At 45.6% G+C, this 15012-nt stretch carries 18 protein-coding genes; 10 read left to right on the plus strand and 8 right to left on the minus strand.

Translation table 11 applies throughout. The annotated features are described in order from the left end of the window. Nucleotides 1-100 precede the first annotated feature (100 nt). A complete protein-coding gene (locus ACFODW_RS01590) occupies nt 101-262 on the minus strand; it encodes a hypothetical protein (protein WP_390301917.1) in 162 nt (53 codons plus the stop codon). A gap of 97 nt (nt 263-359) precedes the next feature. Between ACFODW_RS01590 and ACFODW_RS01595 the strand changes: the two genes are divergently transcribed. Together ACFODW_RS01595 and ACFODW_RS01600 are read left to right on the plus strand one after the other, a co-directional pair. Beyond that, nucleotides 360-782, plus strand: coding sequence for an RDD family protein (locus ACFODW_RS01595; RefSeq protein ID WP_390301920.1), 423 nt, complete (start codon nt 360-362; stop codon nt 780-782). 243 nt (nt 783-1025) lie between these two features. Beyond that, a complete protein-coding gene (locus tag ACFODW_RS01600; RefSeq protein ID WP_390301923.1) occupies nt 1026-1547 on the plus strand; it encodes a nitroreductase family protein in 522 nt (173 codons plus the stop codon). A 137-nt stretch (nt 1548-1684) separates the two neighbouring features. Here ACFODW_RS01600 and ACFODW_RS01605 read toward each other — a convergent pair whose 3' ends face one another. Then, nucleotides 1685-2659: an L-lactate dehydrogenase gene (locus ACFODW_RS01605; RefSeq protein WP_390301926.1), complete on the minus strand. Its 975-nt coding sequence runs from the start codon at nt 2657-2659 to the stop codon at nt 1685-1687. Nucleotides 2660-2842: 183 nt separating this feature from the next. On the opposite strand from ACFODW_RS01605, the gene ACFODW_RS01610 reads away from it, so the two are divergent. Further along, entirely contained in the window at nt 2843-3826 is a 984-nt protein-coding gene (locus ACFODW_RS01610) for a ring-cleaving dioxygenase (protein WP_390301929.1), read from the plus strand. 84 nt (nt 3827-3910) lie between these two features. Here ACFODW_RS01610 and ACFODW_RS01615 read toward each other — a convergent pair whose 3' ends face one another. Beyond that, a complete protein-coding gene (locus tag ACFODW_RS01615) occupies nt 3911-5044 on the minus strand; it encodes a zinc-dependent alcohol dehydrogenase (RefSeq protein ID WP_390301932.1) in 1134 nt (377 codons plus the stop codon). A gap of 102 nt (nt 5045-5146) precedes the next feature. On the opposite strand from ACFODW_RS01615, the gene ACFODW_RS01620 reads away from it, so the two are divergent. Continuing rightward, nucleotides 5147-5461, plus strand: coding sequence for a hypothetical protein (locus ACFODW_RS01620; RefSeq protein ID WP_390301935.1), 315 nt, complete (start codon nt 5147-5149; stop codon nt 5459-5461). A gap of 207 nt (nt 5462-5668) precedes the next feature. On the opposite strand, the gene ACFODW_RS01625 is transcribed toward ACFODW_RS01620, so the two are convergent. Together ACFODW_RS01625 and ACFODW_RS01630 are read right to left on the minus strand one after the other, a co-directional pair. Then, nucleotides 5669-5788 carry a YjcZ family sporulation protein gene (locus ACFODW_RS01625; protein ID WP_390301938.1) on the minus strand — a complete coding sequence of 40 codons (120 nt, stop codon included), beginning with the start codon at nt 5786-5788 and terminating at the stop codon, nt 5669-5671. Between the two features lie 114 nt (nt 5789-5902). After that, complete coding sequence (locus tag ACFODW_RS01630) at nt 5903-6367, minus strand: YndM family protein (protein WP_390301941.1); 465 nt, start codon at nt 6365-6367, stop codon at nt 5903-5905. Nucleotides 6368-6536: 169 nt separating this feature from the next. On the opposite strand from ACFODW_RS01630, the gene ACFODW_RS01635 reads away from it, so the two are divergent. Beyond that, nucleotides 6537-6923, plus strand: a complete 387-nt coding sequence (locus ACFODW_RS01635; RefSeq protein WP_390301944.1) for a hypothetical protein — start codon at nt 6537-6539, stop codon at nt 6921-6923. A 483-nt stretch (nt 6924-7406) separates the two neighbouring features. On the opposite strand, the gene ACFODW_RS01640 is transcribed toward ACFODW_RS01635, so the two are convergent. After that, nucleotides 7407-7640 carry a hypothetical protein gene (locus ACFODW_RS01640; RefSeq protein ID WP_390301947.1) on the minus strand — a complete coding sequence of 78 codons (234 nt, stop codon included), beginning with the start codon at nt 7638-7640 and terminating at the stop codon, nt 7407-7409. Between the two features lie 331 nt (nt 7641-7971). Here ACFODW_RS01640 and ACFODW_RS01645 point away from each other — a divergent pair, with 331 nt between their 5' ends. From ACFODW_RS01645 to ACFODW_RS01655, 3 genes are all read left to right on the plus strand, one after another. Beyond that, on the plus strand, nt 7972-8172 hold the full coding sequence (locus tag ACFODW_RS01645) for a cold-shock protein (RefSeq protein ID WP_390301950.1): 201 nt from the start codon (nt 7972-7974) through the stop codon (nt 8170-8172). A gap of 144 nt (nt 8173-8316) precedes the next feature. Continuing rightward, entirely contained in the window at nt 8317-8604 is a 288-nt protein-coding gene (locus ACFODW_RS01650; RefSeq protein WP_390301953.1) for a hypothetical protein, read from the plus strand. Next, nucleotides 8597-8803, plus strand: a complete 207-nt coding sequence (locus ACFODW_RS01655; protein ID WP_390301956.1) for a hypothetical protein — start codon at nt 8597-8599, stop codon at nt 8801-8803. Before ACFODW_RS01650 ends, ACFODW_RS01655 begins: the two co-directional genes overlap by 8 nt. A 299-nt stretch (nt 8804-9102) precedes the next feature. Here ACFODW_RS01655 and ACFODW_RS01660 read toward each other — a convergent pair whose 3' ends face one another. Beyond that, nucleotides 9103-10194 carry a branched-chain amino acid aminotransferase gene (locus tag ACFODW_RS01660; RefSeq protein ID WP_390301959.1) on the minus strand — a complete coding sequence of 364 codons (1092 nt, stop codon included), beginning with the start codon at nt 10192-10194 and terminating at the stop codon, nt 9103-9105. Between the two features lie 147 nt (nt 10195-10341). Between ACFODW_RS01660 and ACFODW_RS01665 the strand changes: the two genes are divergently transcribed. Continuing rightward, nucleotides 10342-11133: an HAD family hydrolase gene (locus ACFODW_RS01665; RefSeq protein WP_390301962.1), complete on the plus strand. Its 792-nt coding sequence runs from the start codon at nt 10342-10344 to the stop codon at nt 11131-11133. A gap of 56 nt (nt 11134-11189) precedes the next feature. Here the strand turns inward: ACFODW_RS01665 and serA are convergent, their stop codons facing one another. Next, the gene (serA, locus tag ACFODW_RS01670) at nt 11190-12773 is read right to left on the minus strand and encodes a phosphoglycerate dehydrogenase (RefSeq protein WP_390301965.1); all 1584 of its coding nucleotides are present in this window, start codon (nt 12771-12773) and stop codon (nt 11190-11192) included. A 322-nt stretch (nt 12774-13095) separates the two neighbouring features. On the opposite strand from serA, the gene ACFODW_RS01675 reads away from it, so the two are divergent. Next, a complete protein-coding gene (locus ACFODW_RS01675) occupies nt 13096-14544 on the plus strand; it encodes a carbon starvation CstA family protein (RefSeq protein ID WP_390301968.1) in 1449 nt (482 codons plus the stop codon). Nucleotides 14545-15012: the final 468 nt, after the last annotated feature.

Raw genomic sequence — 15012 nt, forward strand, 5'->3', positions numbered from 1 at the left:
GTTGCGGGGGAAACATTAAAATAATATGGATTAGGACAAATCTGACTCTGCATAAGATTACTCAGAAGAATGAAAAAGGGCGCATCAAGCGACCCTTTTTCTATTCTTCCTTATGTTTCCAGGTTGTTTCGCTGCCACTGACGGGACAGGACGGAAAGGTGTCATCCTTCGACAAAGTTGCTTTTTTCCCAGACTGACAGATGAATTCCCCATCATGGGGCACACCTTGTCCTGTTCTATATTCGCGATAGCCTTCTCTCATTAGGTATTACCTCCATTCATAATCTCCTTCATAGTGTGGCCGAAACACTTACGTTTCACCCGTGATAAACTTTAGACTTTCTAAAAGGAGTGATCGAATGAGTCCTAAACCGGCCGGCTTCTGGATACGATTTCTGGCATTATTCATCGATTCCATATTGAGTGCGGTCCTTACTTTGATTATTGCTGTATTGATCGGCGATTCCACCTATTTTTCCTCTTCGGCCTTAGGAGAAACTTCCTTGGCTGACAGCATCGGCGGCCTGATTTATTCATTGGTGTTCATCGTTATTTTCACGGCAAGCAATCTCATGGGCTCTCCCGGAAAACTGGCCTGCAGAATCAAAGTGGTCAATGAGGATATGACACAGATATCCTTGCTGAAATCTTTCGGAAGATGGTTGGCCTATATCCTGTCTACCATTACCCTGCTGATCGGCTACATGATGGCTGGATGGAACAGGGAAAAGAAGGCATTACATGACATCGTATGCGGCACCAGAGTTGTCTATCGGGATTGATGGAAGCAGCCGGCATCCTGCGGGTAAACCCGAGCACCAGCTGATATCGGGCGTGTCCTGCGGATAAGCCAGCGCACCAGCTGATATCCTGCACGTCCTGCGGATAAATCTGAGCACCAGCCGATACCCAGCAGATCCCCCCAACACGCTAGAGCTAAATTCCCCATACTCTACTCCGCTTAATTCCTAGTAGATAACGCGGAATTTTGCTATCATGAAGGTATACGTAGAGGAGGGATATGGATGGAAGTTTTTCAGGCAATCAAGGCACGAAGGGAAATCACTAAGTATAAGGATGAACCCGTGCCGCTGCACGTACTGGAAAAAGTTGCCGATGCAGGTTATTATGCGCCGACCGGCAACAATCTTCCTTCGAAGAATCTCATTGTTGTGACCGAGAGAAAGACACTCGATGCGATGGCGGATACCACTCCTTATATGAAATGGATGAAAGAAGCTCAGGCGGCTATTGTGGTGACGGGCAAACCGGGTGTCAGCAAGTACTGGCTGCAGGATGCTTCCTTCGCATGTGCCTTCATTTGGCTCGAGGCAACAGAGAATGGCTTGGGATCTGCTTTTGGAGCGGTTTACAATGCGGAGGACCAGCAGGAGTCGAAGGAAAGGGAGGACCATGTACGTTCCCTTCTCGGGATACCGGATGACAGCCGTGTCGTAGCAGGCTTGGGCCTTGGCTATCCAGAGGAGGTTCCAGACAGCAAGAAACATAATCTAAGAGATGAAATCATCAGGTATGAGACCTTTTAAACGAATCGGCAATATTAAAATAAGAGCTGGCAGCAACAGGGACGGCGGTGGAGAGAAAAAAGAACAGCATATAAATATGGGATACTATCGAATGCCGATTAGTATCCCATTTATTATTGGAGTTGTAATTGTCTACCTTAATCCGGCTGAACCTCATCAAAGTATGGCTCCAGTATTCCTTTGAGGATTTCTGAACTTTGGTGGAATTTTTTCTGCTCTTCCTCCTCGAGATCAAGTTCAATGATTTCTCTGATTCCGCTTCGGTTGATGACAGCCGGCACCCCGATATAGACATCCTTTTCTCCATATTCACCATCCAGATGAGCGGAAATGGTCAGGATGGTATTTTCATTGGCAAGGATCGCCCTGGTGATCCGGGCGAGCCCCATGGCGATGCCGTAATAGGTGGCACCTTTATTTTGGATGATGTGATAGGCTGCATCCCGGACGTTGATGAAGATATCCTCCAAGTCTTCACTGCGGAATTTGCTGTCCCGCTCCATGTACTGCCGGAGCGGAATGGTTCCTATATCTGCTGAACTGTAGACTGGCAGTTCGCTGTCCCCATGTTCACCAATAATATAGGCGTGGACATTGTTGGGGGACACGTCAAAGTATTCTCCAAGAGAATAGCGGAAACGGGCAGTATCCAGAATTGTCCCGGAACCGATGACCCTTTCTTTGGGCAGTCCGCTGTATTTCCAGGTAGCATAGGTCAGGATATCGACCGGATTGGTGGCCACAAGGAAGATGCCATCAAAGCCGCTGTCCATCACTTCACCGACAATCTCTTTAAAAATCTTTAAGTTCTTTTCCACCAGGTCCAGCCTAGATTCGCCTGGTTTTTGGCCGGCTCCTGCACAGATGACAACGATATCCGCGTTCTGGCAGTCTTTATATTCGCCATGGCGGATGTTCATTGGATTCGGTGCAAAACCTTTCCCGTGGTTCAAATCGAGCACATCTCCCTGGGCTTTGTCCTTATTGGCGTCGATCATGACGAGATCATTGACAATCCCTTGGTTCATCAGTGCAAAAGCATAGCTGGATCCGACAAACCCTGTTCCGATAAGAGCAACACGGCTAAGCCGGAGATTGTTATTCATCAACATCATATTCCTCCCCTTTATGTGGAATGGTAATCATGGATATGACTACCATTCCCTTTTCGTATAATCTTCATGCTTTACAAAGCGCGTAAGTTGACAAAGGGAATGGGAAATGATAAATTTTGAATTAAAGATAACTTAATTACAGATAAAAGATTGATCAATAAATGCATTGGAGGATTTTTTATGAACGGTCTGAAAGGTATGCACCATGTTACGGCGATTACAAGTTCTGCGGAAAAGAATTATGAGTTTTTCACCTATGTACTCGGCATGCGCCTCGTTAAGAAAACAGTCAACCAGGACGACATACAGACATATCACCTGTTCTTTGCAGATGACAAGGGCAATCCCGGTACGGATATGACGTTTTTTGACTTTCCAGGAATACCGAAAGGGCAGCATGGCACCAATGAAATTTTTCGGACATCTTTCCGAGTTCCTACGGATGAAGCACTGGATTACTGGGTGAAACGATTGAACCGACTGGAAGTGGACAATGAAGGGATCCAGGAACAATTCGGGGTAAAGACACTCCCGTTCACCGATTTTGATGAACAGCAGTACCAGCTTGTTTCCGATGAAGGCTTGGAGGGAGTCGAAGCGGGGATTCCTTGGCAGGATGGGCCGATTCCATTGGAATACGCCATCACCGGGCTGGGTCCCATTCATGTCCGTGTCGCCAACTTCGATTATTTTAAAGAAATGATGGAGAAGGTGCTGCAATTCAAAGAAATTGATGAGGACGGAGATTTCCACCTGTTTGAAGTGGGAGAAGGGGGCAATGGTGCCAGGGTTATTGTAGAAAAGAATAATACCCTCCCAGACGCCCGCCAGGGATATGGCACCGTCCATCACTCCGCCTTCCGTGTGGAAAACCGTGATGTCCTCGAGCATTGGATTAAGCGCATGGAAGGATTCGGTTTCCGTACTTCCGGCTATGTAAACCGGCATTTCTTTGAATCGCTGTATGCCGGTGTCGCGCCGCAGATCTTATTTGAATTTGCAACCGACGGGCCGGGCTTCATGGGTGATGAGCCGTATGAGACATTGGGGGAGAAACTTTCCCTGCCACCATTCCTTGAATCCGAGCGGGAACAGATCGAAAAAATGGTGCGACCGATTGATACCGTCCGCAGCAACAGGACGTTTGAAAAAGAATATGAATAATTAATAGAAAGCACATCCCAGGGGAGCCTGGGGTGTGCTTTTAGTTTAGAACGCTAAGCGAATCCGGATGCGGGCTGTCCTCTGTTACGGTTTCAAGACAACTTTTATGCAGTCATCTGTCCGGCTGTTGAAAATATCGAAACCATGGGCAGCTTGGTCCAGCGGCAGGGTGTGGGTAATGATTTCGCTTGGATCGATTTCTCCGTCTTTGATTTGGTTATAGATTGTCTCCATGTAACTGCGGGCGGGTGCCTGTCCGGTTTTCAGGGTAACGTTCCGGACGAAAAATGGTCCTAATGGGAACATGTTGTATAAGCCGCCATAGACTCCAGTTATCTGCACAATGCCGCCCTTTTTCACTGCTTTGGTCGAGATCTGGATGGGGCCGAGGGTTCCTCCCTGAAGCTTCAGTTTCTGCTCCACAAATTCCAGTGGAGATTTTTTTCCGTCCATTCCGACACAGTCAATCACGACATCTGCTCCGCCTTTGGTGAGCTCCTTCAATGTTTCTCCCATATCGTCGTATTCGGTAAAATCATATGCTTCTGTTTTATTGATCTTTTTAGCATGGCTGAGGCGATAGTCATAATGGTCGACGGCTATCACCCGTTCGGCGCCTTTCTGCCAGGCAAACTTCTGGGCCATCAATCCTACCGGTCCACACCCGAGGACGATGACAGTGTCCCCTTTTTTCACTTCCGCATTTTCTACACTCCAATAGGCGGTTGGGAGGACGTCGGATAAGAAAAGCAGCTGCTCATCTTCTAATTCAGCATCCTCCGGAACTACAAACGGGGTATAATTGCCAAAAGGCACGCGGAGGTATTCCGCCTGGCCGCCAGGATAATTTCCGAATTTCTCTGTATAGCCCAAATAGCCGCCTGAATCATAATGCGGATTGGAATTATCACACTGGCTCTCCAGGTGGCTGTTGCAGTAAGGGCAGTCCCCGCAAGCGATGGTGAACGGAATGATGACTCTGTCGCCTTTTTTTACTTTTGTCACGTCAGGGCCTGTTTCCTCCACAATTCCCATCGGTTCATGGCCGATAATGTAGTCGATAGGTGTAGGCATGTTGCCCTGATAAAGATGCAGGTCCGAGCCGCAGATGGCCGTGGAAGTAATCCGGACGATGACGTCTTGCGGGTCCTTGATGACTGGGAAGGGTACTTTTTTCACCGCCACTTTATATTTTCCTTGGTAGGTTACCGCTTTCATATGGATGTATGCCTCCTATGTCTCTTGGGTATATGTTAGGTTCTGCACTAATCAAATATTTATGCTGTTAAGGGAAACCAAGCTATAGCGAGATGCCAAAGCATGATGCGGCCAATCCTCTTGGCGGATGGGAGGAAGAATCAACTTTCTTATATGCATTTAGCCATAGAAAAGCCCGCATCCTCGAAGAATGCAGGCCGTCCAATGATAAAAGGATTAGCGGTTGTTGTTGTTGTTGTCGTTATTGCGGTTTCTGTTACGGTTGTTGTTGCGGTTATTGTTCAGGTCGTTATTGTCGATGAATTCGTTTTCGTTAGCGAATTCTACGTTGTTCACTTCCTGGTTGTTGTTGCGGTTATTGTCACGATTGTTGTCACGGTTGTTGCGGTTTCTGTTGTTACGATTGTCCATGGATAAAATCCTCCTGTGTATTTAAAGTTGGTGTGCAGGTCTTTTGCCCGCCACAATAGATAGTTTGTCCCGGTATTAAAAAATCATCCAAAGCATTTAAAGATCTGGAGGATGGAAATTTTACCAAGGTTCGTTGGATGTAAATAACGGCAGACCATAGGGAGGCACCTGGTCTGCCGTTATCTTTTTTATTCGTGCTCTCGCCACCGTGGATTAGTAGCCTCCGCCGAAGCCTTTAACATAGCCGCCTGCTCCGACAATGATGAGCAGGATGAAGAGCACGACAATCAAAGCAAAACCGTTTCCGCCGCCATAACCGCCGCCGTAACTCATAGATATTCCCTCCTTTATCCATGGGATCACTAATAGGATATGGCAGGATGGGAAATAAGTGCGGGACAACGGTTCATTTCAGTGAAGATTGTGCGTTTATCCAAGTATCGGCAACTAAATTTTGTCATCTTTATCGGTTCTTGGCTTTTGAGGAGGAGCATCCATATCCTCCCCGAACTCGGTCTGAAGGTTTTCATCTTTGCGGCGGAATTCACCGGAGTTTCTGTCACCGTTCTCTTCAAACACGGTGTTCTCCATATACTGATGGAAAAAGAATTCACCGACCGCGATAATCAAAGCGGAAATCAAGGCAGCAGTTCCCAGCGGGATGGTTTCTTCAAATAAATATCCCCCCAGAACCCAGACCCCGGCAAGTGCCAGTCCGAAGTCGGCCAGCGTAGAGCCGAAGTTTTCAATAACTGGAAGGAGATAGACATCGGCCAGGAAAGATAGTCCTGTCAGAATCAGACTGATGGCGAAAATATCTCCAAATGAAACTCCATAGATTGCGCCAAGGACGATCCACAGAACAGCAGCAATCATAACAAATTTTATTGCTAAAGCAGTCATATATCTCATTGTATTATCCTCCTTCCCTTATGCAGACTGTTTCCTTTCTATGTTTCCCTGTTTTCTTCCATGCATGCACGGAATACATGAAGGTGAAAAGGCTGGAATAAAAGACAAGTTGGAGAAAAGCAGGCAATCTGAGATAATAATTATACCAGTAAATATACGGAGGGGAAGCATGAGGGATATCATTTTGATGATAGCGGAAGCCGTTAACACGATTCATGATTTGTTAGTCGACTCAATTGGTATATATATGACGGACAAAGAGCTTCATTTTTGGATTTTTGGCATCATGGGGATGGGCACATACTTTTTTGTATATGTCTGTTTCAAATTATTTGAACATATGAAGTGGAGGACAGGGATTCTGTCGTTTATCTACACGTTTACGATCATGGTAGTCCTCGTCTTTGCCATCGAGCTGCAGCAGGCCATTACTAACCGGGGGAATATGGAGTTTGCCGATGCTGTTGCCGGGCTTTGGGGGTTTTTGGCTTTTTTCTTCGTATTCTTTGTAATTGTACTGTTGGGCTGGATGCTGTCGAAGGTGTTCCGTAAGTAAACTAGCGAGTGGAATGAGCTGCTCCGGAAATACACTTCGCTTTCCGCGGGCGGCTGGAGAGCCACCTCGTGCTTATCGCACTTCGGTGTCTCTCCTAGGCCTATCCTCCCTCAGGAGTCTGCGTGTATTTCCTCCGCTGAAATAGCTTAAGTAGCTCCGTTTCTGCTGAGAAACATACGAAATAGCGTACTAATTAACAAACAAATCACCTATGATTTGGTCTATTCCTTTTACTTATCAACGATTATTGGGTATTAACACTTGAATAATCATACAAAATCGCAACCCAAATAGCATAATGACAATAGCAGTTGTCAATGTTCGATTTCCTATGTGAATTTTAATGTTATTTGCGAAGCTGATTTTTTAATACCATTGTGAAAAAATATACTTAAACTAACGGGGCAGGTTTGTTGAAGATGAGTATGAGAACTTTTATGTGGCATTTGACGAGTAATAAAAAACCTCTTAAGAGTAAGAGGTTTAAACAATCGTATTTTCATTTATTAAAAGTTGTAGGGTTTCCGCTGATTCTTCAATATTATCAAATAATTTGACCGTATTATTTTTAAGATTGGTTACCTCTATAGTCCTTGTATGTTTTAAGCATCGTACTGTCATTACTGGTTGTTCATTAGAGCTAAATGTATGTGTAATCTCAACATTGTTGTACTGACAAAGAGTTTCAAGCATTTTTATTAGACTTTCTTTTGACATTTTAGTGTCTCCTCCTTAATAGATGGAAGATGACTAAGGAAAGTCAAAAGGTTCCCAACAATTGTATTGTTAATATATTAAGTATAACATATATATGGTATATTGCATAGTTTTTTCTGAATAGTTAGAATAATGTTAATAATAGCGAATGTTCTTATTAAACTAACTGGTGCGAAAGCTGAAGAATAATTGAACAAGAAGGCCTTCTGTTTAATGTAGAAAGAGGGATGTTTTTTTTGAGTGAATCGGGGTATATTATGAATAAATAAATTTCATTAGTAAAACAACCAAAGAAAAAAACTTGAAATTATGCACAATGGAGGAATGTTATATGAACACAGGTACAGTAAAATGGTTTAACGCAGATAAAGGTTTTGGGTTTATCGAAGTTGAAGGTGGAGACGATGTATTCGTACACTTCTCAGCAATTCAAGGCGAAGGTTTCAAAACATTGGAAGAAGGTCAATCAGTTTCTTTCGACATCGAAGAAGGTAACCGTGGACCACAAGCAACTAACGTTGTTAAATTATAACAAAATATAGAAAAAAGCTCTTCTGTCATGAAGTGCACCCCAAAAGTTAGAGTCAGAAATCTAACTTTTGGGGTGTTTCATTATGGCTAAGTATAGCTCCACATTGTACGGGAGTATCTTGATGGGTCACTCGGGTACAGATTATTGGCAAGTAAGTATGGAATAAAGTCAAGTACACAGCTCAGGAATTGGGTGAGCGTATACAAGAAACACGGCGCAGCCGGTTTAAATAGAAAGACAATCAAGGAGGCTTATTCTGTTCAATTCAAGATGGATGTACTAAACTTTATGAAAAGGACAGGCGCTTCGGTAGCTGAAACCGCACTTCAATTTGGATTGACCAACCCCAATGATTACTACTTGGAAGAAGGCATTCTTAGAAGGTGGCGCCGAAGCCCTAAACCGAAAGAAAGGACGGCCATCCATGTCTGATCAGGGGAAGAACAGAAAAAATAAAACAAGTAAACATGGTGAGATGACTCGGGAACAGAAGCTGGAACGTGAGAACGAACTTCTCCGTCTGGAGGTGGAATACCTAAAAAAGTTGAGAGCTTTTCAGATGGATCCGGAAGGCTATCTCAGAAAGCACAAACAGCGCTATCATTCGAACTCAAAGAAAGATTCCGATTGAAGGATGTCCTGCAGGTGGTGGGTATTCCTGAATCCTCCTATCATTATCACGTGAAAAGAATGAGGGCAGAAAATCCGAATCAGGCTCTGGAAGAAGAAATCCAATCCATTTTTGAAGAACACGATGGTAACTATGGTTACCGCCGTATCGGCTTTTTTTGGATTAGAAAGTTATATCCTAGCCTTTTATTTGTTAAGATGGATTACTTCCCAGCAGCAGGGCAAAGCCGGCTGTCCATCCTTATTCTATTCGAACACAAACATCCCCAGCCGTTAATTCGGCTGGGGATGCTATGCTCGTTATTTAACAGGTTCTGTTTCTTTCACTTTGACGATCCATCCGAATGGATCTTCCACTTTTCCGTACTGGATGCCGGACATTGTATCATATAAGCGTTTGGCTGTTTCGCCGATTTTTCCGTTGTTTACTTCGAGTTTTTTGCCTTCCCATGCCAGCTCGCCAATTGGGGAGATGACAGCGGCTGTTCCTGTACCGAAGGCTTCTTCCAGCTGACCGTCCACATAGGCCTGGTACAATTCTTCCATGGAGATCCGGCGTTCTGTGACCGGTACATCCCAATATTTCAGCAGTTCGATGACGGAATCACGGGTTACACCGCTCAGGATGCTTCCGTTCAGGGCAGGGGTGACGACTTCTCCGTTGATTTTGAAGAATACGTTCATGCTGCCGACTTCCTCAATATACTTTTTCTCCACACCGTCAAGCCACAATACCTGTGAGTACCCTTGCTTGGAGACCATTTCTTGGGCCTTCAAACTTGATGCATAGTTTCCACCGGTCTTCGCTTCTCCTGTACCGCCTTTAACTGCGCGTACATAGTGGTTTTCTACCGCAATTTTTACTGGATTGATCCCTTCCTTGTAATAAGCACCGACCGGTGAAAGGATGACAATCAATTTATAATGATGGGAAGGAGCGACACCGAGGTAAGGCTCCGTGGAAATAATGAATGGACGAATGTACAGGGAGGTGCCTTCCGCCTTAGGAATCCACTCTTTATCCGTATATATAAGCTGCTTGATTGCCTTCAGGACGAATTCCTCGTCAACCGGCGGGATACAGAGGCGGTCGTTTGAATGATTAAGGCGGGCGAGGTTTTTATCCGGGCGGAATAACTGAATTTCTCCATTTTCGGTATAGTAAGCCTTCATCCCTTCAAATACAGTCTGGCCGTAATGGAAAGCCATGGCAGACGGGTCGATTGTCAGCTTCTGGTAAGGTACAATCCGGGCGTCATGCCAGCCGAGAGGTTCCGAATAGTCCATCACAAACATATGGTCTGTGAAGCTTCTTCCAAATTCCAGATGGTCTGTATCAGGTTTTTCTTTCTTCGTATCACAGTGTTCAACTCTTACTGTCCATTCTTCCATGTTACTATCCCCTTGTTGTTGAATTTTTAATACCTATCTTAAACCTAATTTAAAATAATGGCAACCCCTAATTTTCTGTTTTTTCTCTTTTTAGACAATGATATGCTATGGTAATAATACTACTACATGGAAAAGAGGAAGCTGCAGATGAAAAAGACATTGATGTTCGACCTGGACGACACACTTTTATGGGATGAAAAAAGCATTAAGGAGGCTTTTAAGGCAACATGCCGGTTGGCGGAAGAAAAATACGCAGTTGACCCAGCGGCGCTGGAGAATCATGTGCGAAAAGAAGCGAGGGATCTCTATGCCTCCTATGAGACCTATGAGTTTACCAAAATGATTGGCATCAATCCATTTGAGGGACTGTGGGGAACTTTCCCGGATGAAGGGGAGGATTTCGCCAAGCTGAAGGAAATCGCTCCTGCCTACCAACAGGAGGCATGGCTCAGGGGACTCAAAGAAAGCGGCATTGATGATGAGGAGTTCGGCCGGGAACTGGCAAGTGCCTTCCCTGAACAACGGAAGAAACATGCCTATGTCTATGATGATACGTTCACCGTATTGGACAAACTTCAAGGGAAATATAACCTGCTTCTCCTGACAAATGGCTCACCGGACCTTCAGCAGATCAAGCTGGATATCACGCCGGAGCTTGTTCCGTATTTCGATGAGATTCTTGTTTCAGGCGCCTTTGGCAAAGGGAAGCCTGCAGCGGAAATATTCGAGCATGCATTGGATCTTCTGAAAGCGGATAGGGAAGAGGTGCTGATGGTTGGTGATAACCTAATGACAGACATACTTGGTGCCAACCGGACTGGCATCGATTCGGTATGGGTCAATCGCAAAGGGAAAACAGCAGAAGAAGTGGTTCCTACGTATGAAATCTCCAAGCTGGAAGAGCTGCTGCCTCTTTTAGAGAAGATTAATCAAGGATAAATGAAAAGAGCCCCGCAGCTAACCTTACTGCGGGGCTCTTTGTATGCTGATGTGTCTTAGAGGTCTATGGCAGTCACTTCATAGATTTCTTCCAGTTCTTTTAATGTGTCCAGTTCCTTCTCATCGAGATGCCTATCGACGGTAAGCATCATGATTGCATTCCCGCCGATATCGGAACGGTCCACCTGCATGGTTGCGATATTGATCTCATGACGGGCAAGCAAAGACCCCATTTTCCCGATGACACCTGGGATGTCTTTATGGTTGATGACGACAATATGCCCTTTTGGCGTTACATCCACATTGTAGCCGTCGACCTTTACGATTCTTGCGCCAAGCCCGTTCAACAGTGTACCGGATACACTGCGCTTTCCGGATTTCATCACCACTTCGACACTGATGAGGTTGGTGAACCCTTTCGTAGATGCTGTCTTATTTTCATGGATGGAAATGCCTTTGCGCTCCGCCAGATAAAGGGCGTTGACATCATTCACATGGTCACCGAGGTGGCGTTTTAGGAATCCTTTGACTGCATTTCTTGACAGGGGTGCTACCTCCACATCATACAGATCGCCGGCATAGGAAATGTTTATCTCCTCGGCAACATCCTCGGTCCGGCCAATCAGGAATTCACCAAGCTTTTCGGATAAATTGAAATACGGCTCAATCGTATTCAAAATCTCTTTCGGCAATGAAGGGAGATTGACCGGGTTTTTTACCGGTTCACCATTTAAGAATCCTGCCACATCATGGCTCACATCGATGGCTACCGTTTCCTGGGCTTCAAAGGTGCTGGCCCCCAGATGTGGTGTAGCAATGACCTCAGGCAGCTCCAGCAGCCGATGGTCGGTAAATGGCTCCTCTTCGAAAACGTCCATGGCAGCTCCGGCAACCTTTCCGGATACAATAGCATGATAGAGGGCATCTTCATCGATGATGCCGCCGCGTGCACAATTAACAATCTGGACGCCATCCTTCATTTTCCCGAATGCATCGGAATCGATCATATGCTTGGTTTCCTTCAGCAGGGGCGTGTGGATCGTGATGAAGTCGGCTGCTTCCAGCACTTCATCCAGTGTGCCGTAACCTATTCCCATGTTATCCGCCTTTTCCTTCGTTAGGAACGGATCATAGGCGATGACATTCATACGCTGTCCTTTCGCGCGATAAGCCACTTCCGCACCGATTCTGCCCAGTCCGACAATTCCCAAGGTTTTATTCTTTACTTCCACCCCGACATATTTTTTCCGGTCCCATTTCTTTTCTTTCAAAGAAAGATAGGCTTGCGGAATATTGCGGGACAAGGACATAATCATGGCCATCGTGTGTTCCGCGGCGGAATTGGTGTTGCCATTTGGAGCATTTACCACAATGATTCCATTTTCGGTGGCTGCCTCCAAGTCGATATTGTCCACGCCGACACCGGCACGGGCGATGATTTTCAAGTTGGATGCCTGTTCGATGATTTCGCGTGTCACCTTGGTTTGGCTGCGGACCAATAGGGCATCGAACTTGCCTATCTTCTCCATGAGTTCTTCAGGCTTCAATCCGGTATCCACCACAATGTTCATATTGTCGGCTGCTCTTAGCGGCTGGATGCCGTCTTCACTGAGCGGATCTGCAATCAATATGTTAAACATGGTCCAGTTCCTCCTCTATTCCTATGTATGCTTCCCTTGCAGGTTCCATCAAGTGTTGTGTTTCCCCTATGTACGATCCTGTCAACATGTCCCTTTCCCCTTTCTACAGATATATATAGCCATTATATAACATTAAATAATTTTCAGCATAGCAAAAGTTCGGATAAAGTCAATGTATTATGTGAATTTCGACACAATACGATGGATGAAAGCGGTTAATTGGGAATTATAGAAAAATTTTAACGAAAAAGGTTGATTTTTGTCGTTTAAGGGGGTAGTATATTGCATATTATCTAACATTTCAAAAAGTGAGGTTTCAGCGATGACTACATTTATCATTTCCATCGTACTATTAATAGTAGGGTACATTGTATATGGGAAGGTTGTTGAACGGATTTTCGGCATCAATGATGACCAGGAAACGCCCGCATATTCCCGTAATGACGGCATGGATTATATGCCGATGAGCTGGTGGAAAGGGAGTCTTATACAACTCTTGAATATCGCTGGAACTGGACCGATATTCGGAGCCATACTAGGGGCGCTGTACGGGCCGATAGCCTTCGTCTGGATTGTAATCGGCTGTATCTTCGCCGGTGCCGTCCATGATTACTTCTCCGGGATGATGTCCCTGAGGCATGGGGGTGCCCAGTTTCCATCGTTGGTGGGAAGGTACTTGGGGAAATACGCAAAAATACTTACGACGATTTTATCCATCTGCCTAATGATCCTGGTGGCAGCAGCATTTACAGCAGCACCTGCCCAGCTGATTTCATCATTGACTCCACTCAGCTTTACGGCATGCCTGTTGGTTATCTTTGCCTACCTGCTGCTGGCAGCTGTCCTGCCGGTGAACAGGATCATCGGGAAGGTCTATCCAGTATTTGGAGCTATACTTATATTTATGGCAGTATCAATCGGAATTGGGATGTTCTTCTTTGAAGAGCCGATCCCGAATCTGACCTTCAGCAACCTGCACCCTGGCGAACTGCCGATCTGGCCGCTGTTGATGGTGACCATCTCCTGTGGAGCGATATCCGGATTCCACAGTACACAGAGCCCGATTATTGCCCGGACCTTGAAGAAGGAAAGTGAAGGAAGAAAAGTCTTCTACGGAGCAATGATTGGTGAGGGTGTCATCGCCTTGGTCTGGGCGGCTGCCGGCATGACTTTCTTCGGCAGTACAGGCGCACTCCAGACAGCACTTGATGCAGGCGGACCAGGCGGGGTAGTAAATGAAATAAGCATTTCCACACTCGGCGTGTTCGGCGGACTTCTGGCAATCATGGGGATTGTAATTCTGCCTATCACTACTGGCGACACGGCACTTCGTTCATCGAGGATGATGCTTGCCGAGCTGTTGGGCCAATTGACCAAGACAGATATGATGAAGAAAAAAGGCACACTCGCACTGCTGATCATCCCGGTCGCCCTGCCGGCACTGTTCCTGTCCATGATTGATTATAATTTCTTGTGGCGCTATGTAGGCTGGTCCAATCAGGTAGTTGCGACGGTGATGCTGTGGACAGGTGCCATGTACTTGTTGAAGAACCATAAGTTCCATTGGATCTGCAGTATACCGGCCCTGTTTATGACAGCAGTCGTCAGCACCTATGTATTCTATGCTCCGGAAGGTTTCAGCATGGATTACGGAATTTCCATGCTGCTCGGCGGCATCATCTGGGTGGCAGTTGCAGCCTGGTTTATCCGTAAACTGATCAGCCAGAAATCGCAGGATAAATACCAAATAACGGAAAGCAAAGCCGGTTAATGCTAGTTTTATACATTTTCATGTATGGAGGCCCCTTCTGATCAAGAAGGGGCCTTGTTGTTTTATTAGGATTTCATACTGGATAAAGGCAGTGGGAGAGATTTATAAAAAAACATGTAAATGCATAATTATAAATAATTTCTCATAAATATTGATTTATCTATTGACTTTTTTCTGATTTCTTTCCATAATGATATCAACCATATCGATCGAGAGACGGATGAGTAGTAAGCATGCAACGTGGCGAAAGAGAGCTGGATCTCTAAGCTGGAAGGTCCGGCCGCAAACAGCATGCTGAACGTGCATCCCGAGACCCGCATAAAACTGCGGGCGCCCTTCAGCGTTATCGAAGCAAAGTGGGATGTACGCATCCAAAAAATGGTGGCACCGCGGAAGACGGCTCTTTCGTCCTTTTAATAGATAGGATGATTAGGGCCTTTTTTGATAGATTTCAGAGTGTCCGGCAAT

Origin of the sequence: Virgibacillus sediminis, assembly GCF_042643265.1 — a bacterium.
Taxonomy (GTDB): Bacteria; Bacillota; Bacilli; order Bacillales; family Amphibacillaceae; genus Virgibacillus_O; species Virgibacillus_O sediminis.

Excerpts from the sequence above, each read along its gene's own strand:
- ACFODW_RS01590 (WP_390301917.1), bottom strand. The coding sequence starts at position 262 with ATGAGAGAAGGCTATCGCGAATATAGAACAGGACAAGGTGTGCCCCAT.
- ACFODW_RS01595 (WP_390301920.1), top strand. The coding sequence starts at position 360 with ATGAGTCCTAAACCGGCCGGCTTCTGGATACGATTTCTGGCATTATTC.
- ACFODW_RS01600 (WP_390301923.1), top strand. The coding sequence starts at position 1,026 with ATGGAAGTTTTTCAGGCAATCAAGGCACGAAGGGAAATCACTAAGTAT.
- ACFODW_RS01605 (WP_390301926.1), bottom strand. The coding sequence starts at position 2,659 with ATGTTGATGAATAACAATCTCCGGCTTAGCCGTGTTGCTCTTATCGGA.
- ACFODW_RS01610 (WP_390301929.1), top strand. The coding sequence starts at position 2,843 with ATGAACGGTCTGAAAGGTATGCACCATGTTACGGCGATTACAAGTTCT.
- ACFODW_RS01615 (WP_390301932.1), bottom strand. The coding sequence starts at position 5,044 with ATGAAAGCGGTAACCTACCAAGGAAAATATAAAGTGGCGGTGAAAAAA.
- ACFODW_RS01620 (WP_390301935.1), top strand. The coding sequence starts at position 5,147 with ATGATGCGGCCAATCCTCTTGGCGGATGGGAGGAAGAATCAACTTTCT.
- ACFODW_RS01625 (WP_390301938.1), bottom strand. The coding sequence starts at position 5,788 with ATGAGTTACGGCGGCGGTTATGGCGGCGGAAACGGTTTTGCTTTGATT.
- ACFODW_RS01630 (WP_390301941.1), bottom strand. The coding sequence starts at position 6,367 with ATGAGATATATGACTGCTTTAGCAATAAAATTTGTTATGATTGCTGCT.
- ACFODW_RS01635 (WP_390301944.1), top strand. The coding sequence starts at position 6,537 with ATGAGGGATATCATTTTGATGATAGCGGAAGCCGTTAACACGATTCAT.
- ACFODW_RS01640 (WP_390301947.1), bottom strand. The coding sequence starts at position 7,640 with ATGTCAAAAGAAAGTCTAATAAAAATGCTTGAAACTCTTTGTCAGTAC.
- ACFODW_RS01645 (WP_390301950.1), top strand. The coding sequence starts at position 7,972 with ATGAACACAGGTACAGTAAAATGGTTTAACGCAGATAAAGGTTTTGGG.
- ACFODW_RS01655 (WP_390301956.1), top strand. The coding sequence starts at position 8,597 with ATGTCTGATCAGGGGAAGAACAGAAAAAATAAAACAAGTAAACATGGT.
- ACFODW_RS01660 (WP_390301959.1), bottom strand. The coding sequence starts at position 10,194 with ATGGAAGAATGGACAGTAAGAGTTGAACACTGTGATACGAAGAAAGAA.
- ACFODW_RS01665 (WP_390301962.1), top strand. The coding sequence starts at position 10,342 with ATGAAAAAGACATTGATGTTCGACCTGGACGACACACTTTTATGGGAT.
- serA (WP_390301965.1), bottom strand. The coding sequence starts at position 12,773 with ATGTTTAACATATTGATTGCAGATCCGCTCAGTGAAGACGGCATCCAG.
- ACFODW_RS01675 (WP_390301968.1), top strand. The coding sequence starts at position 13,096 with ATGACTACATTTATCATTTCCATCGTACTATTAATAGTAGGGTACATT.